Origin of the sequence: Pseudomonas extremorientalis (assembly GCF_024584605.1) — a bacterium.
In the GTDB taxonomy this organism is placed as follows: Bacteria; Pseudomonadota; Gammaproteobacteria; order Pseudomonadales; family Pseudomonadaceae; genus Aquipseudomonas; species Aquipseudomonas extremorientalis.
The window spans coordinates 241,173-257,212 of the sequence record NZ_CP089519.1 but is presented as its reverse complement, the minus strand read 5'-3'; the positions used below and the strand labels follow the sequence as shown (position 1 = coordinate 257,212).

The following is a 16,040-nucleotide window of genomic DNA, read 5'->3' as shown; positions in this document are numbered from 1 at the left end:
TCTGATTTTTCTGTTTTTATTTCATTGAATGCGAGGTCGGTATGGTCAGGATTACCCCGGTGCGCAACGCCAGGGCATTACGTGCAGCCAAGGAGCGGCGCTGATGTCTAACTTGGCTCTAACACCCCCCCAGAATGATCTGGACGTAGCCCCCCTGCTGTTGCCGGCCACCGTGCTGCGCAACGACGCAGAGGCGCTGAAAGCTGCCCATGAGCTGGCCGGGGCGGCACGCCTGCAAGCCGCCAGGCGCGACCAGCAACGCAAGCTGCCGTGGGCGCAGATCGAGCAGTTCACCCGCAGCGGGCTGGGCAGTATTTCCATTCCCCGTGAGTACGGCGGCCCGCAGGTGTCGTTCGTGACCCTGGCCGAGGTGTTCGCGATCATCAGCGCGGCCGACCCGGCCCTCGGTCAGATCCCGCAGAACCATTTCGGCATCCTGCACCTGTTGCAGGGCGCCGCCACCGAACGCCAGAAAAAACAGCTGTTCCAAAGCGTGCTCGACGGCTGGCGCATCGGCAATGGCGGCCCGGAACGCGGCACCAGGAATACCCTGGAGCTCAAGGCGCGCATCACCGCCAACGGTGACGGTTACGTAATCAGCGGCCAGAAGTTCTATTCCACCGGCGCGCTGTTTGCGCATTGGGTCGCGGTCAAGGCGTTGAACGATGATGGCAAGCAGGTCATGGCGTTCGTGCGCCGAGGCACTGAAGGGCTGCGCATCGTTGACGATTGGTCCGGCTTCGGCCAGCGCACCACCGCCAGCGGCACGGTGCTGCTGGATCAGGTGCCGGTGGAGGCCGAACTGGTCGTGGAAAACTGGCGCATCGGCGAAACCCCGACGATACAGGGCGCCGTCTCGCAATTGATCCAGGCGGCCATCGACGCCGGCATCGCCCGTGGCGCGCTGGATGACACCATCGCGTTCGTACGCGAACGCTCGCGCCCCTGGATCGACGCCAAGGTCGAACGTGCCAGCGATGACCTGTATGTGATCGCCGACATCGGCAAGCTCAAGATCGAACTGCACGCCGCCGAAGCCTTGCTGCGCAAAGCGGGGCAAGTGCTGGACCAGGTCAGCGCCGCGCCGATCACCGCGCAGTCCGCCGCGCGTGCCTCCATCGCCGTGGCCGAGGCCAAGGTGCTGACCACCGAAGTGTCGCTGCTGGTCAGCGAAAAGCTCTTCGAACTGGCCGGCAGCCGCGCCACCCTTGCCGAATTCAACCTCGACCGTCACTGGCGCAACGCCCGGGTGCACACGCTGCACGACCCGGTGCGCTGGAAGTATCACGCCATCGGCGCCTATCGCTTGAACGGTACCTTGCCGGCTCGCCATTCCTGGATCTGACCGACCAGACATCTGGAGAACATCATGACTTTCTCTCATCCCGTCGCGGTCATCACCAGCGACGAACAAGCCCTTGTTGTCGCCAGCGACCTGGCCGAAGACTTTCGCCGCGACAGCGCCCAGCGCGACCGCGAGCGCCGCCTGCCCTTGCCCGAGCTGGATGCGTTCTCGCGCTCCGGCCTGTGGGGCATCAACGTGCCGAAGGCATACGGCGGCGCGGGCGTATCCAATGTCACCCTGGCCAAGGTCATTGCCTTGATAGCCCAGTCCGATGCATCCCTGGGCCAGATCCCGCAAAACCATTTCTACGCCCTGGAAGTGCTGCGCGTAAACGGCAGCCCGGCACAGCAAAAACGCCTGTACACCGAGGTACTCGCCGGCAAGCGCTTCGGCAACGCCCTGGCGGAACTGGGCACCAAGACCGCCCATGACCGCGTCACCAAAATCACCCGCGACGGTGACGGTTTCCGTATCAGCGGCCGCAAGTTCTATTCCACCGGCGCGATCTACGCCCAGCGCATCCCCACTTCGGTGGTGGATGAACACGGCGTGCAGCAACTGGCCTTTGTGCCACGCGACAGCGAAGGCCTGAGCGTGATCGACGACTGGAGCGGCTTCGGCCAGCGCACCACCGGCAGCGGTTCGGTGGTGTTCGATAACGTGTGGGTGGCCGCGCAGGACGTGATCCCGTTCCAGAGCGCCTTCGAACGCCCGACCACCGTCGGCCCGCTGGCCCAGATCCTTCACGCTGCCATCGACACCGGGATCGCCCGTGCGGCCTTTGAAGATGCGCTGCACTTTGTACGCACCAAGACCCGCCCGTGGATCGACTCCGGCAACGACAAGGCCACTGAAGACCCACTGACCCTGAAAAGCTTCGGCCACTTGAGCATCCGCCTGCACGCCGCCGAGGCGCTGTTGGAGCGCTCGGGCGAGTACCTGGACCGCGCCCAGGCCGACAGCAACGCCGAGACCGTCGCTGCCGCCTCGATTGCCGTCGCGGAAGTACGCGCCTTGAGCACCGAAATTTCCCTGGCCGCCGGCAGCACCCTGTTCGAACTGGCCGGCAGCCAGGCGACCCTGGCTGAACATGGCTTGGACCGTCACTGGCGCAACGCCCGGGTGCACACCCTGCACGACCCGGTGCGGTGGAAGTACCACGCGGTGGGTAATTACTACCTGAATGATGAAAACCCGCCACTGCGGGGGACCATTTGATGGCGAAGAAAAAAATCCTGCTCAATGCCTTCAACATGAACTGCATCGGGCATATCAACCACGGCCTGTGGACGCATCCACGGGACACTTCGACCCAGTACAAGACGATCGAGTACTGGACCGAGCTGGCGCAAACCCTGGAGCGCGGGCTGTTCGACGGTTTGTTCATCGCCGATATCGTCGGTGTGTACGACGTGTACCAGAACTCGATTGATGTGCCGCTCAAAGAGTCGATCCAACTGCCGGTGAATGATCCGTTGCTGTTGGTCTCAGCCATGGCCGCCGTCACCAGAAACCTCGGCTTCGGCCTCACCGCCAACCTCACCTACGAGCCGCCGTATTTGTTCGCCCGGCGCATGTCCACGCTGGACCACCTGAGCCGTGGCCGTGTGGGTTGGAACATCGTCACCGGCTACCTCGACAGCGCCGCCAAGGCCATGGGCCTCACTGAACAAGTCGAGCATGACCGCCGCTACGACCAGGCCGATGAATACCTGGAGGTGCTCTACAAACTCTGGGAAGGCAGCTGGGAAGACGGCGCGGTGCTCAACGACCCCAAGGCGCGGGTGTATGCGCAGCCGGGCAAGGTGCACAAGGTCGAGCACCAGGGTGAGTTTTACCAGGTGGACGGGTATCACCTGTGCGAGCCCTCTCCACAACGTACGCCGGTGCTGTTCCAGGCCGGCAGTTCGGAGCGCGGGTTGCTGTTCGCCGGGCGCCATGCCGAGTGCGTATTCATCAGCGGCCAGAACAAGGCGGCGACCAAGGTCCAGGTGGACAAGGTGCGCGCCAGCGCGGTCGAGGCCGGGCGCAACCCGGATGACATCAAGGTGTTCATGGGCCTCAACGTGATCGTGGGTGCCACAGAAGCGTTGGCCTGGGCCAAACACGCCGAGTACCTCAGCTACGCCAGCCCGGAAGCCGGCGTGGCGCATTTCTCGGCATCCACCGCCATCGACTTTGCCCAATACGAACTGGACGAGCCGATCCAGTACGTGAAGAGCAACGCGATCCAGTCGGCCACCAAGAACCTGCAGAACAACGACTGGACCCGACGCAAATTGCTGGAACAGCACGCCCTGGGCGGGCGCTACATCACCCTGGTCGGCTCGCCCGGACAGGTCGCCGACGAGCTGGAATCGTGGATCAGCGAGACCGGCCTGGATGGCTTCAACCTCACGCGCATCGTCACGCCGGAAAGCTATGTGGACTTCATCGACCTGGTGGTGCCGGAGCTGCAAAAGCGCGGGTCGTACAAAACTGAATATGAACAGGGAACGCTGCGGGAAAAAGTCTTCCAGGGCAGCGCCCGCCTACCCGAACAACACACCGGTTCCACCTACCGACAAATTGCTTCTCTGACTGGAAATACCCAATGAAAAAGACACTGCTCACTCATCCAGTCAAAGCACTGGCCCTGGCATTCGGACTGTTCAGCTCAGCGGTATTCGCCGCCGATGCGCCGTTGAAGATCGGCACCACCGCCGCCTTTGCGATTCCTCTGGAAGCCGCTGTAGCCGAAGCCGGCAAGCAAGGCCTCAAAGTCGAGCTGGTGGAGTTCACCGACTGGATCGCACCCAACGTCAGCCTGGCTGCCGGCGATATCGACGTGAACTATTTCCAGCACATCCCGTTCCTGGAAAACGCCAAGGCCGCCGCCGGTTTTGACCTGGTGCCCTATGCGCCGGGCATCATCAACAACGTCGGGCTGTATTCGAAGAAGTACAAAAGCATCAGCGACCTGCCCCAGGGCGCCAGCGTGGCGATTGCCAACGACCCGATCAACAGCGGTCGTGGCCTGCAACTGCTGGCCAAGGCGGGGCTGATCACGCTCAAGCCGGGCGTGGGCTACAAGGCCACCGAAGAGGACATCGTTTCCAACCCGAAGAAGATCAAGATCCTGCAGGTCGAGGCCGTGCAACTGGTGCGCGCCTATGACGATGCCGACCTGGTGCAGGGCTACCCGGCGTATATCCGCCTGTCCAAGACCTTCGATGCCGAGTCGGCGCTGCTGTTCGACGGCCTCGACCATCCGGAGTACGTGATCCAGTTCGTGATCCAGCCCAAAAGCAAGACCGACCCACGGGTGATCAAGTTTGTGGATATCTACCAGCATTCGCCGGTGGTGCGTGCCGCCTTGGATAAATCCCTCGGCAAGCTCTACCAAGTCGGCTGGGAAGATAAAAAATGACCGCCGCCCATGCCCAACTGCGTGACCTGGGCCTGCCGCCCAGGGACGCCGAGCAGAGCGAATTGCACCCGAACCTCAATCGCGCGCATGTGCGTTTCATCAACCTGGGCAAGACCTACGACGGCACGGTGCATGCGTTGCAAGGCATCGACCTGGCGATCCAGCGCGGTGACGTGTTCGGCATCATTGGCCGCAGCGGCGCCGGCAAGTCATCGCTGATCCGCACCATCAATCGCCTGGAACAACCCAGCAGCGGGCGGGTGCTGATCGATCAGGTGGACATCGGTGAGTTTGATGAAGACCGTCTGGTGGCCCTGCGTCGACGCATCGGCATGATCTTCCAGCACTTCAACCTGATGTCGGCCAAAACGGTGTGGCAGAACGTCGAGTTGCCGTTGAAAGTGGCGGGCGTGCCGAAGCAGCAGCGCGAGCAAAAAGTACGCGAGCTGCTGGAACTGGTGGGGTTGCAGGACAAGCACACGTCTTACCCGGCGCAGCTGTCCGGTGGGCAGAAACAACGGGTGGGCATTGCCCGTTCGCTGGTGCACGACCCCCAGATCCTGCTGTGCGACGAGGCCACCTCGGCCCTCGACCCGGAGACGACCCAATCGATCCTCGGCCTGCTGCGCGAGATCAACCGGCGCCTGGGTTTGACCATCGTGCTGATCACCCACGAGATGGCGGTGATCCGCGAAATCTGCGACCGCGTGGTGGTGCTGGAACATGGGCGCATCGTCGAGCAAGGCCCGGTGTGGCACGTGTTCGGCAACCCGCAGCATGAAGTCAGCAAAACCCTGCTGGCCCCCCTGCAACACGGGCTGCCGGACGAGTTGCAAAGCCGTTTGCAGGCCAAACCGGCGACTGCCAATGCCTCGGTGGTGCTGCGCCTGCGCTTCACCGGCAGCGATACCGACGAGCCGGACCTGGCCGCACTGTTCGGCGCCCTAGGCGGGCGCGTGCGCTTGCTGCAAGGCGGCGTGGAACGCATCCAGGGGCATGCCCTAGGCCAACTGCTGCTGGCGGTCAATGGCTCGCCCCACAGCGCGGAAGAACTGCGTAACCGCGCCGGCAATTGGGCACAACAGGTGGAGGTGCTGGGCTATGTGGTTTGATCGTTTAGTGCAGGGCGCCATCGACACCTTGTTGATGGTCGGCGTGTCATCGCTGATCGCGCTGCTGGTGGGCATCCCGCTGGCGGTGTTCCTGGTGACCAGCGACAAAGGCGGCATCTACCAAGCCCCGGCGCTGAACCGCGTGCTGGGGGCGTTCGTCAATCTGTTCCGCTCGATTCCGTTCCTGATCCTGATGGTGGCGCTGATCCCGTTCACTCGGCTGATCGTCGGCACCACCTACGGCGTATGGGCAGCGGTCGTACCCTTGACCATTGCCGCCACGCCGTTCTTTGCACGCATTGCCGAAGTGAGCCTGCGCGAAGTCGACCACGGCCTGATCGAAGCCGCACAAGCCATGGGCTGCCGCCGCTGGCACATCATCTGGCACGTGCTGTTGCCGGAAGCGCTGCCGGGGATCGTCGGCGGCTTCACCATCACGCTGGTGACCATGATCAACTCATCGGCCATGGCCGGCGCGATTGGCGCGGGGGGCTTGGGGGATATTGCGTACCGGTATGGGTATCAGCGCTTTGATACGCAGATCATGCTCACGGTGATCGTACTGCTGGTGATTCTGGTGGCGGTGATTCAGGTGGGTGGGGATCGCCTGGCGCGGGGGCTCAATAAGAGGTGAGGTATAGTCGGGTCATCGAAGACGCCCGGTATTACCCGTCATGACACTCAAACCCGACGACCTTAAGCAGATCACCTCCGCCACCCTCGGCCACTACAACAAAGTGGCCGAGGACTTCCGTGAAGGCACCCGCGATCACGATGTGAGCCAGAACATCGATGCCCTGCTGCGGCATATCCAGGGTCCGGCACCGTTTACTGTGCTGGATTTCGGCTGCGGCCCAGGGCGTGACTTGCAGACCTTTACCCGCATGGGCCATATCGCGGTGGGGCTCGACGGCTCGGAGCGGTTTGCGCAGATGGCGCGGGAGGACAGTGGCTGCGAGGTGTTGCAGCAGGATTTCCTCAAGCTCGACCTGCCTGTCGAGCGCTTTGACGGGATCTTCGCCAATGCGGTGTTGTTTCATATCCCCAAGCAGGAACTGCCACGTGTGCTCAAGCAATTGCATGGGGCTTTGAAGGCGGGCGGCGTGTTGTTCAGTTCCAACCCTCGGGGTGACAACCAGGAAGGCTGGAATGGGCCACGGTACGGGTCTTATCACGACCTGGCGGCGTGGCAAACACTCCTGACGCAAGCCGGGTTTGTGGAGTTGGAGCATTACTACCGGCCGGCAGGCTTGCCCAGGGCGCAACAGCCCTGGTTGGCGAGTGTGTGGCGCAAGCGGTAGATTTTCGTTGCCTGGTCTGACGCCATCGGGGGCAAGCCCCCTCCCACAGTTTGATGTGTGAATACAGTCAACATGTGGGAGGGGGCTTGCCCCCGATGACGCCTGCTGAGGCAGCCTTACTCCACCCGATACACCAGCGGTTTTTCACCCACCCCATATGCAGTCACACTGCGCCCGGCATAGCCCTCCTTTTCCTCGACAGCAAAATTCGCCACCAACCGCGTGCCATCGGCAAAGGTGGTTTGCTGCACCTGCCTGTCCGCCGTCAGCCAACGAAAATCCGTCATCGCCTGGGTCGCCAAACGCTGGTGCAGCGGCCGGAAGAACCGATCCTGCCGCTGGATCACCGGCAGCCGCTGCTTAACGGTCGAGGCACTCAGGTGATACAGCGGCGGCACGTTGTAGAGCAGTTGCGTCAGCTCATTCTCGACCCGCACATTGCTCAGTTTGAGACTGTCGAACAGCCAGTGGTGTGTGGTGATCACCGAGCCGTGGAACACCGCCTGGTACAACGGCAGCCGCATGCTCGGCTCAAAGTAGATCGTACGAAACGGCTCTTTGAGCGGCACCGGCTTGAAGAACACCGTCGGCTGCTCCGGCGGGTACCAATTGCCCACGTAGTAAGGCGATTGCTTGTCCTGGGTCATGGCCTGGTCACCCCAGCCAATCACCGGCGTCTGCATGCCATGGGCGAACAGAATGCCTTGGGCGGTGATGGCGTTGCCGTCTTCGGAACCGGTTGGCAATTTGAGCACCGTGTTGAGCCAGCGCGAGGCGTCGATATTGCCCTCGGCGTTTTGCGCCTGAGTCATCCCGGCGCCGTCGCGGTAGCTGTCGAACACCATGCTGGTGGCATAGGCATCGAGGAACCAGGCGTTGAAACCGGCCTTGGCCTGCACGGCCTTCACACGGGCTTCGAGCAAAGGCCGCACGCAACGTGGGTCGGTGTAGTGACCGGACTGCTGGAAGCCGGTTTTCAGCGTGCCACCCTTCAACATAATCGCGCAGTCGCGGTAAGCCCTGCTGCCCAGGTGGGCGGTGGTCCAATCCGGATTTTCCGTGGCAGACAACGCGGTTTCATAGGAATCGTAGGGCGCCATCAGGTAACCCGCCTCAACCCCGGCGCGGATCGCCTCGGGGTGCCACAGGCCGCCCTCCCAGCCTTCGCCCAGGGTCAGCAGCAAGCGTGAAAGACCTGTATCACGCAGCGACTGGATCGCCCGGCTGCCCCAGGCTTGGGGGTTGTCGCTCAGCGCACCGGCGAACGCGACGGCCAACTCGCTGCGCAGCTCACCATAACGTGCAGCGAGGCGCGTCATATCCGGCTCTTGCACCTGCCAACTCTGCCGGGCCTTGCTGTTGATTGCCGCATTCAGCCCCCGCAGCAGCGCGGTCTGCTCATAGCGATTCAAGGCCGTCGCCTGCCCCAGGATCTTTGTCGACTCCTTGTCGAGCAAGCCTTTGAGTTCATGGCCACGCAGGCGCTTGAGCAACAACGGCCAGTCACGGACATCCTCTGGCGCCAGCAGGTCATTACCCCACAGGTAGACATGGCTGGCACCCAGCAACTTCTCGGCCTCGGGTGTCTGCCGCAGTTTTTCCGCCAGCGGTTCATAACGCCCTTGCTCCACCAGCCATTGGCGGTAGCGCTTGGCGCCGGCCAAGGGATCGGCCTCCCCCAGGTGCAACAGCAGGGTCATCGGCGCATCAGGGTCGAGCGTGGTGAACTCATGGGCCACGGACAGCGCCATCCCTTCCTGCCAGCGCAGGCGATTGTTGTAGGGGTTGGTCAGCAACCAGTTCAAGGTGAAGCGCCCGTGGTCCAGGCCCCACAGCGGCAGGCTGAGGTCCTGGGTGGTGTTGAGATCACCTTGATCCTGCAAAAACGCGTTCCATACAGCGTTGTCGGCGGGCACGTAATGCCCTTCGGCCAACGGCCACATCAGCCCGTTGCCCAGGGCGCTGGCGGGTTGCTGAAGGATAGGTAGCTCGCCAGGCCCACGCGCGCGCAGGGTCAACTTGAGGTCGCGCTGTTCAAGACTGGCGCTCACCCGGAAGGCGCCGTCATCCCACTGCCAACTGGCCTGTTGATCGCTCCGCACAAGCTGGCTGACGGCACGCGCCGGCAAGCCGCTGGAAGCTTGTACCGTCGCCTGCCCGTGGGGCGTCACGCGGATGGCGAGGGTGGCCGGGTCGAGTTCGACCCGCCACAGGAGGTTTTCCAATACGGTGCTGGCAAAAGCCATGGGTGACAGCAACAGTGTGCAAATCAACAGACCGTGGCGCAGGGAGTGAGGCATGTTCAGCTCTGCTCTGGTTTGGGCTCCCGGATCTTGTACCAAGCCACATAAAGCGCAGGCAAAAACAAAAGTGTTAACAAAGTCGCGATGATGATCCCGCCGATCATCGCGTAGGCCATCGGCCCCCAGAACACCTCACGGGCAATCGGGATCATGCCCAGGCTCGCCGCCGCCGCCGTGAGCAGGATCGGCCGGCGCCGATGCTCGGTGGCTTCCACCACCGCATCCCACGGCGTATAGCCGGCCACCTCATACTCATGAATCTGCGTCACCAGGATCACTGAGTTACGGATGATGATGCCGATCAACGCCAGGATGCCGAGGATCGCCACGAAACCCATGGGCGTGCCCGTAGGGATCAACGCCAGCACCACACCGATCAGCCCGAGCGGCGCGACGCTCGCCACCAGGAACATCTTCTGCACGCTGTGCAGCTGGATCATCAGGAACGTCGCCATGAGAAACAGCATCAACGGCACCACGCTGGCAATCGGCCCCTGGGCCTTGCCGCTTTCTTCCACGGTGCCGCCGGTAGCGACCTTGTAGCCCACCGGCAGGCCAGCGCTGAACTTGTCGATTTCCGGCTTGAGCTGCTTGACCAGGTCCGTCGGCTGCATCTCATCGCGCACCGAAGCCTTGATGGTGATGGTCGGCTTGCGGTCGCGACGCCACACCAGTGGCTGCTCCAGCTCGTAACGCACGGTGGCGAAGGCCAGCAGCGGAATCGACGTACCGTTGGGCGTGACGATCTGCAGGTTCTGCAAGGTTTCCGGCGTACCGCGCTCAGCGTCTTCGGCACGACCCACCACGTTGATCAGGTAGATATCGTCATGCACCTGGGTCACCGAAGCGCCGCTGACCACGCTGTTCATCAACTGCGCCACGTCTTCCGACGACAGCCCCAGTTGGCGCGCCTTGTCCTGGGCGATGTCGATGCGCAGCACTTTGCCCGGCTCGTTCCAGTCGTAGATGATCTCGCCCAGGTGAGTGTTCTTGTCCAGCAAGGTCGCCAGTTCGATGGCGTGCTTGCGCACCTGGTCGGTGTCTTTGCCCGACACGCGATACTGAATCGGCCGGCCCACTGGCGGGCCCATTTCCAGCGGCTGCACGTAGCTGCCGATCCCGACGAAATCATCACGCAGGCGCTTTTGCAGGCGCGCGATCAACTCGCCACGCTCTTCCAGGCCCTTGCTCACGATGACCAACTGCGCGTAGTAGGGGTTTTCCAGTTGCTGGTCGAGGGGCAGGTAGAAACGGATCGCGCCCTGGCCGATGTACGTGCTCCAGCGGGCAATGTCCGGGTCGTCCTTGATGATCGCTTCCAGGCGGTCGACGGCCTTGCGCGTCTCGTTGATCGAGGCGTTTTGCGGCAGGTTGAGGTCGACGAGGATTTCCGGGCGGTCCGACGAGGGGAAGAACTGGTTCTGCACGAACTGCATGGAAAACACCGACGCCGCGAACAGCGCCACGGTGATGCCAATCGCCCACCAGCGGTTACGCATGGCCCACAGCATGCCGCCATTGAAAGCCCGTCCAATCCGCCCCGGCTCTGCGTTGTGAGGTTTGACGTTGGCGCTCAGGATATGCACGCCGATCACCGGCGCAAACAGCACCGCCACCACCCACGACACCAGCATCGCCACGGCTATCACCGCAAACAGGGTAAAGGTGTACTCGCCCGCCGAGCTGGCGTTGAGGCCGATCGGCACAAACCCCGCGACGGTCACCAGCGTACCGGTGAGCATGGGGAACGCCGTGGAGGTGTAGGCGTAGGTCGCCGCCTGCTCCTTGGTCTCGCCTTTTTCCAGGCGTGTGATCATCATCTCGACGGTGATCATCGCGTCGTCCACCAACAGGCCGAGGGCAATGATCAGCGCGCCGAGCGACACACGCTGCATGGTGATGCCGCTGTATTCCATGAACACGAACACCAGGGCCAGCACCAACGGAATCGAGCACGCCACCACCAGTCCGGCGCGCATGCCGAGGCTGATAAAGCTCACCACCAGCACGATGATGACGGCCTCAAACAAGGCACTGGTAAAACCGCCGACCGCCTCTTCCACCACTTCCGCCTGATCGGACACCTTGTGCACGCCGACGCCCACTGGCAGGTCGGCGGTGAGTTCGTCCATGCGCTCGTGCAGGGCCTTGCCGAACGACTGGATATTACCGCCCTTCTGCATGGCAATCGCCAGACCGATGGCCGGCTTGCCGTTGAACCGGAACATCGGCCGCGCCGGGTCCACATAACCCCGGCTGATGTCCGCGATATCCGCCAGGCGATAGAAACGGTCATTGAGCCGCAGATTGACGTTGGCCAGGTCCTTCTCCGAGGCGAACTGCCCCGAGGTGCGCACCGAAATCCGCTCCGGCCCGGCCTCGATCACCCCGGCCGGCGTCACCGCGTTCTGCGATTGCAGGCTCTGCACCACCTGGCGCTGGTCAATCCCCAGCGCCGCCAGTTTGCGCGTGGAGAAGTTCAGGTAAATCACTTCATCCTGCTGGCCGATCATCTCGACCTTGCCCAACCCCGGCACCGAGCGGATCTCGGCGCGCACCTGCTCCACGTAGTCACGCAACTGGCGCATCGACAGGCCATCGCCGGTAAAGGCGTACACCGAGCCAAATACATCACCGAACTCATCGTTGAAAGACGGCCCCTGCAAACCCGGTGGGAAGCTGCCACGAATGTCGTCGATCTTCTTGTGTACCAGGTACCAGATATGGGGGATGTCCTTGGCGCTGGTGGTGTCCTTGAGGAACACGAATACCGTGGACTCGCCCGGCCGGGTGTAGCTTTTCACGTAGTCGAGGGAGTCCAGCTCTTCAAGCTTTTTCTCGATGCGGTCGGTGACCTGCTTGAGGGTTTCTTCCTGGGTCGCGCCCGGCCAGCGGGTCTGGATCACCATGGTCTTGATGGTGAAGGAAGGGTCTTCCTCACGGCCCAGGTTCATGTACGAAAACACGCCCATCAGCAGCGCGACGAACATCAGGTACCAGACGAAGGACTGATGCTTGAGGGCCCAGTCGGATAAGTTGAAGCTCCCTTTCATCGCGGGCTGTCCTCGTCGATTTTGACTTTTTGCCCAGGTTTCAGGCTGTTGACGCCGGCGGTGACGATGCGCTCGCCAGGTTTGACGCCGCCGTTGAGCAAGGCGCTGTCGGCATCGCGGCTGATCACCGTGATATCACGCGGTTGTACCGTCTGGCTCTGGGTGTCGAGCAGCCAGATGCGGGTCTTGCCGTCGACGTCCTGCAAGGCGCTCAGGGGCACTTCGATGCGCGGGGCGATGGCGGTGCTCAACGTTACGCTGATCGCCGTGCCCAGGCGGAACGCGGGCGGCGTGTCGGCCAGGGTCAGGCGCGCACGTCGGGTGCGCGTGGCGCTTTGGGCCTGGGGTTCGATCTCGCGCACGATAGCGGTGGTATGCACGCTGGGGTCGAGCTGCCCGGCAACCAGGAACACCACGTCCGGTGGCAAGCGCTCGGCGAGGCCGGCGGGCAGGTCGATCACGGCTTCCTTGATATCCGGGCGCGCCAGGGTGACGACCTGCTGGCCGGCACTGACCACCTGGCCGGCCTCGGCATTCCAGGCGGTGACGATACCGGCGTGGTCAGTGCGCAGTTCGGCGTAGTTGAGCTGGTCCTTGGCTTGATTGACGGAGGCCTGGGCCTGATCGAGCGAGGCCTGGGTGGTCTTCAGGTCGGTCTGGGCGATATCCAGCTGGGCCTGGGCGCCGACGCCACGGTTGAACAGCTCCTGCTGGCGGCGCGCATTGGCCTGGGCGTTGATGTATTGCGCCTGCACGCGGGCCAGGTCGCCCTGGGCCGAGCGCAGTTGGTTCTGTTGGTCGGTGGGGTCGAGGACGGCGAGCAAGGCGCCCTTCTCCACCTCGGCGCCCACGTCCACCGCGCGGCGGGCAATGCGGCCGGGTACGCGGAAGCCTAAATTACTTTCGTAGCGCGCCTGGATGGTGCCGGCGAAGCGACCGAGGTTTTCCTGGTCTTGCGACTTCACTTCCATGGACAGGACCGGGCGCACGGGCTCGGGCGGCGGTTCTTCCTTGGAGCAGGCCACCAGCAGCAGGCTGGCGGCGAGTATCCCCGTGAGGCGTTTCATGGCTGCGCTCCTGGCTGGGCGATCTCGACAATCATGCCGGGATGCAGCAATTGCCCGCCGGCGACCACAACTTTTTCGCCGCCCTTGAGGCCGTCGCCAATGATGACTTTGCCGGTGAGGTAACGTGCCACGGTGACTTTGTGCAATTGCGCCTTGCCGTCGCCGTCGACCAACCACACAGCGGGTTCGCTGAGGTCTTTGGTCAGCGCGGCCCACGGCAATTCGATACTGGCCTTCGCCGGGCCATTGGCGGTGGCGCTTACCACCGAGCCCAGCTCCATGCCTTTGGGTAAGGCCTGCAGGGCGATTTTCACCTGCACAGTGCCGGTGTTGGCGGCCACGGCGGGGGTGACCTCACGGACCTTGCCCACGGCCTTGATGCTGGGGTTATCCAGCAGGCTGACGGTGATCGGCGCATCGGGCGGCGGCTCCACCAGCAGGGACTCATAGACGTTGAACACCGCATCACGCTCGCCATCGCGCGCCAGGCTGAAAATCGGTACGGTGGCCTGTACCACCTGGCCGACTTCGGCCTGGCGTGCGGTAATCACCCCAGGCGCTTCGGCGATCAGCGCGGTGTAGCCGAGTTGCTCGCGGGCGTTGGCCAGTTGAGCCTGGGCGGCAGCCAGGGCGCTCTGGCTGCTGCGTAACGCGGCCTGGGCGGAATCGTATTCGCTGCGGCTGGTGTAGCCCTTGGGCAAGAGTTTTTCCTGGCGCACGAAGGCGGCGGCGGTCTGCTTGACCCGCGCCTGTTCGGCTACGACCTGGGCCTGCGCGGAATCGACGTTGGTCTGCAAGTCCTTGGGGTCGAGCTTGGCCAGCACTTGCCTGGCGGTCACGCGGTCGCCCACATCCACCATGCGTTGGATGATTTTGCCGCCCACGCGGAAGGACAGATCGGTTTGCACCCGAGCCTGGATATCCCCGGTCAGCGTGACCGCCGCCGCGAAATCCGCCGGCTGCACGGTCTGCACGAACACCCGCGAATGGGCCTTGGGTTCAGCCTTGTCCTCGCCACAGCCGCTCAACAGCGCCAGTAGGCCAAGGCCGAAAATACAGGTGGAAATGCGAGCGCCCATGCAGGCTCCTTTTGCGTGATGCCGACGTGCCAGTGTGTATGCGACTGTGAGCTTAGTTCAGGGTTCCTTATCTGCATGGAGGCTCCCATACTCCAATGGTTCCCAAGGCGACTGGATGCCCATGCTCAAGACCCTCGCGGTGGCCAATTACCGCTCGATCAATAAATTGGTAGTGCCCCTGGACCGACTCAACCTGGTCACCGGCCCCAATGGCAGCGGCAAGTCCAACTTGTACCGCGCCCTGCGCCTGCTGGCGGAAACCGCCCAGGGTGGGGTGATCAATGCGCTGGCCCGTGAGGGTGGGCTGGATTCGACCTTCTGGGCCGGGCCGGAGACCATTAGCCGGCGCATGCGCAGCGGTGAGGTGCCGGTCGAGCCCATCGTGCGTCAGGGCGTCAAACGCTTGCGCCTGGGCTTTGCCGGGGAAGATTTCAGCTACGCCATTTCCCTGGGGCTGCCGGAAAAAACGCTGTCCTATTTCTCGCTGGACCCGGAAGTGAAGAAGGAATGCATCTGGGCCGGCCCTATCTACCGCCCGGCCAGCCTGCTGGTGCAGCGTTCCGGGCCGATGGTGCGGGCGCGTGAGGGCCGCGCCTGGGATGTGCTGGCCCAGCACACGCCGAACTACCACAGCCTGTTTGATCAGGTTGGCAGCCTGCGCGGTTCGCCGGAGGTGTTGCTGCTGCGCGAAAGCATCCGTGGCTGGCGCTTTTATGATCACTTTCGCAGCGATGTCGACGCGCCGGTCCGCCAACCTCAACTGGGCACACGTACGCCAGTGCTACATCACGACGGGCGCGACCTGGCGGCGGCGTTGCAGACCATTCGTGAAATCGGCGATCCCGAGGCATTGCAGCGCGCAGTCAGCGACGCTTTCCCCGGCGCACGCTTGAATATCCAACCGTTGCAGGGTGGGCGCTTTACGATTGAGTTTTATCAGGAGGGCTTGCTGCGGCCGCTGTCGGCGGCGGAGTTGTCGGACGGCACCTTGCGTTACCTGCTACTGATCGCGGCGCTGCTCACACCTCGGCCGCCGACCATGATGGTGCTGAACGAGCCAGAGACCAGTTTGCACCCGGACCTGCTACCGGCATTGGCGCGCTTGATCATCCAGGCGTCCCAGCACTGCCAGGTGTGGGTGGTGTCCCATGCCAGCCGCCTGATTGCGGCATTGCAGCAGGATGAGGGCTGCAATTCGATTGTGCTGGAAAAGGTGTTGGGGGAGACGCGGATCGTCGGGCAGGGAATATTGGATGCACCCGCCTGGCATTGGCCGGAATAGGCGGTTGCTGTGCCGGCCTCATCGGGGGCAAGCCCCCTCCCACATTTGACGGTATTCACACATCAAAATTTGTGAACCCAACCCAGTGT

At 63.0% G+C, this 16,040-nt stretch carries 12 protein-coding genes; 8 read left to right on the top strand and 4 right to left on the bottom strand.

Annotation, left to right across the window (positions count from 1 at the left end; all coding sequences use genetic code 11):
• The first annotated feature begins 103 nt into the window (after positions 1–103).
• From LUU92_RS01160 to LUU92_RS01130, 7 genes are read left to right on the top strand one after another with little or no spacing between them, the layout of a single operon-like run.
• Positions 104–1,345, top strand: coding sequence for an SfnB family sulfur acquisition oxidoreductase (locus LUU92_RS01160; protein ID WP_257103040.1), 1,242 nt, complete (start codon positions 104–106; stop codon positions 1,343–1,345).
• A 24-nt stretch (positions 1,346–1,369) separates the two neighbouring features.
• Positions 1,370–2,563, top strand: coding sequence for an SfnB family sulfur acquisition oxidoreductase (locus LUU92_RS01155; RefSeq protein ID WP_257103039.1), 1,194 nt, complete (start codon positions 1,370–1,372; stop codon positions 2,561–2,563).
• Entirely contained in the window at positions 2,563–3,942 is a 1,380-nt protein-coding gene (locus LUU92_RS01150) for an LLM class flavin-dependent oxidoreductase (protein WP_071492517.1), read from the top strand. Before LUU92_RS01155 ends, LUU92_RS01150 begins: the two co-directional genes overlap by 1 nt.
• Entirely contained in the window at positions 3,939–4,754 is an 816-nt protein-coding gene (locus tag LUU92_RS01145; protein ID WP_257103038.1) for a MetQ/NlpA family ABC transporter substrate-binding protein, read from the top strand. The genes LUU92_RS01150 and LUU92_RS01145 overlap by 4 nt, the downstream gene beginning before the upstream one ends.
• Positions 4,751–5,866, top strand: a complete 1,116-nt coding sequence (locus LUU92_RS01140) for a methionine ABC transporter ATP-binding protein (RefSeq protein ID WP_257103037.1) — start codon at positions 4,751–4,753, stop codon at positions 5,864–5,866. Before LUU92_RS01145 ends, LUU92_RS01140 begins: the two co-directional genes overlap by 4 nt.
• Complete coding sequence (locus tag LUU92_RS01135) at positions 5,856–6,500, top strand: methionine ABC transporter permease (protein ID WP_071492519.1); 645 nt, start codon at positions 5,856–5,858, stop codon at positions 6,498–6,500. Before LUU92_RS01140 ends, LUU92_RS01135 begins: the two co-directional genes overlap by 11 nt.
• Positions 6,501–6,540: 40 nt before the next feature.
• Positions 6,541–7,167, top strand: a complete 627-nt coding sequence (locus LUU92_RS01130; RefSeq protein ID WP_071492520.1) for a class I SAM-dependent methyltransferase — start codon at positions 6,541–6,543, stop codon at positions 7,165–7,167.
• Positions 7,168–7,283: 116 nt separating this feature from the next.
• On the opposite strand, the gene LUU92_RS01125 is transcribed toward LUU92_RS01130, so the two are convergent.
• From LUU92_RS01125 to LUU92_RS01110, 4 genes are read right to left on the bottom strand one after another with little or no spacing between them, the layout of a single operon-like run.
• The gene (locus LUU92_RS01125) at positions 7,284–9,467 is read right to left on the bottom strand and encodes a glycoside hydrolase (protein ID WP_257103036.1); all 2,184 of its coding nucleotides are present in this window, start codon (positions 9,465–9,467) and stop codon (positions 7,284–7,286) included.
• 2 nt (positions 9,468–9,469) lie between these two features.
• Positions 9,470–12,523 carry an efflux RND transporter permease subunit gene (locus LUU92_RS01120; protein WP_093513589.1) on the bottom strand — a complete coding sequence of 1,018 codons (3,054 nt, stop codon included), beginning with the start codon at positions 12,521–12,523 and terminating at the stop codon, positions 9,470–9,472.
• Entirely contained in the window at positions 12,520–13,590 is a 1,071-nt protein-coding gene (locus tag LUU92_RS01115) for an efflux RND transporter periplasmic adaptor subunit (protein ID WP_071492523.1), read from the bottom strand. The genes LUU92_RS01120 and LUU92_RS01115 overlap by 4 nt, the downstream gene beginning before the upstream one ends.
• Complete coding sequence (locus LUU92_RS01110; RefSeq protein ID WP_071492524.1) at positions 13,587–14,669, bottom strand: efflux RND transporter periplasmic adaptor subunit; 1,083 nt, start codon at positions 14,667–14,669, stop codon at positions 13,587–13,589. The genes LUU92_RS01115 and LUU92_RS01110 overlap by 4 nt, the downstream gene beginning before the upstream one ends.
• Before the next feature lie 121 nt (positions 14,670–14,790).
• Here LUU92_RS01110 and LUU92_RS01105 point away from each other — a divergent pair, with 121 nt between their 5' ends.
• Complete coding sequence (locus tag LUU92_RS01105) at positions 14,791–15,951, top strand: AAA family ATPase (protein WP_214498294.1); 1,161 nt, start codon at positions 14,791–14,793, stop codon at positions 15,949–15,951.
• Positions 15,952–16,040: the final 89 nt, after the last annotated feature.

Bases quoted from the DNA above. Each gene is read 5' to 3' on its own strand.
- LUU92_RS01160 (WP_257103040.1), top strand. From the start codon at position 104: ATGTCTAACTTGGCTCTAACACCCCCCCAGAATGATCTGGACGTAGCC.
- LUU92_RS01155 (WP_257103039.1), top strand. From the start codon at position 1,370: ATGACTTTCTCTCATCCCGTCGCGGTCATCACCAGCGACGAACAAGCC.
- LUU92_RS01150 (WP_071492517.1), top strand. From the start codon at position 2,563: ATGGCGAAGAAAAAAATCCTGCTCAATGCCTTCAACATGAACTGCATC.
- LUU92_RS01145 (WP_257103038.1), top strand. From the start codon at position 3,939: ATGAAAAAGACACTGCTCACTCATCCAGTCAAAGCACTGGCCCTGGCA.
- LUU92_RS01140 (WP_257103037.1), top strand. From the start codon at position 4,751: ATGACCGCCGCCCATGCCCAACTGCGTGACCTGGGCCTGCCGCCCAGG.
- LUU92_RS01135 (WP_071492519.1), top strand. From the start codon at position 5,856: ATGTGGTTTGATCGTTTAGTGCAGGGCGCCATCGACACCTTGTTGATG.
- LUU92_RS01130 (WP_071492520.1), top strand. From the start codon at position 6,541: ATGACACTCAAACCCGACGACCTTAAGCAGATCACCTCCGCCACCCTC.
- LUU92_RS01125 (WP_257103036.1), bottom strand. From the start codon at position 9,467: ATGCCTCACTCCCTGCGCCACGGTCTGTTGATTTGCACACTGTTGCTG.
- LUU92_RS01120 (WP_093513589.1), bottom strand. From the start codon at position 12,523: ATGAAAGGGAGCTTCAACTTATCCGACTGGGCCCTCAAGCATCAGTCC.
- LUU92_RS01115 (WP_071492523.1), bottom strand. From the start codon at position 13,590: ATGAAACGCCTCACGGGGATACTCGCCGCCAGCCTGCTGCTGGTGGCC.
- LUU92_RS01110 (WP_071492524.1), bottom strand. From the start codon at position 14,669: ATGGGCGCTCGCATTTCCACCTGTATTTTCGGCCTTGGCCTACTGGCG.
- LUU92_RS01105 (WP_214498294.1), top strand. From the start codon at position 14,791: ATGCTCAAGACCCTCGCGGTGGCCAATTACCGCTCGATCAATAAATTG.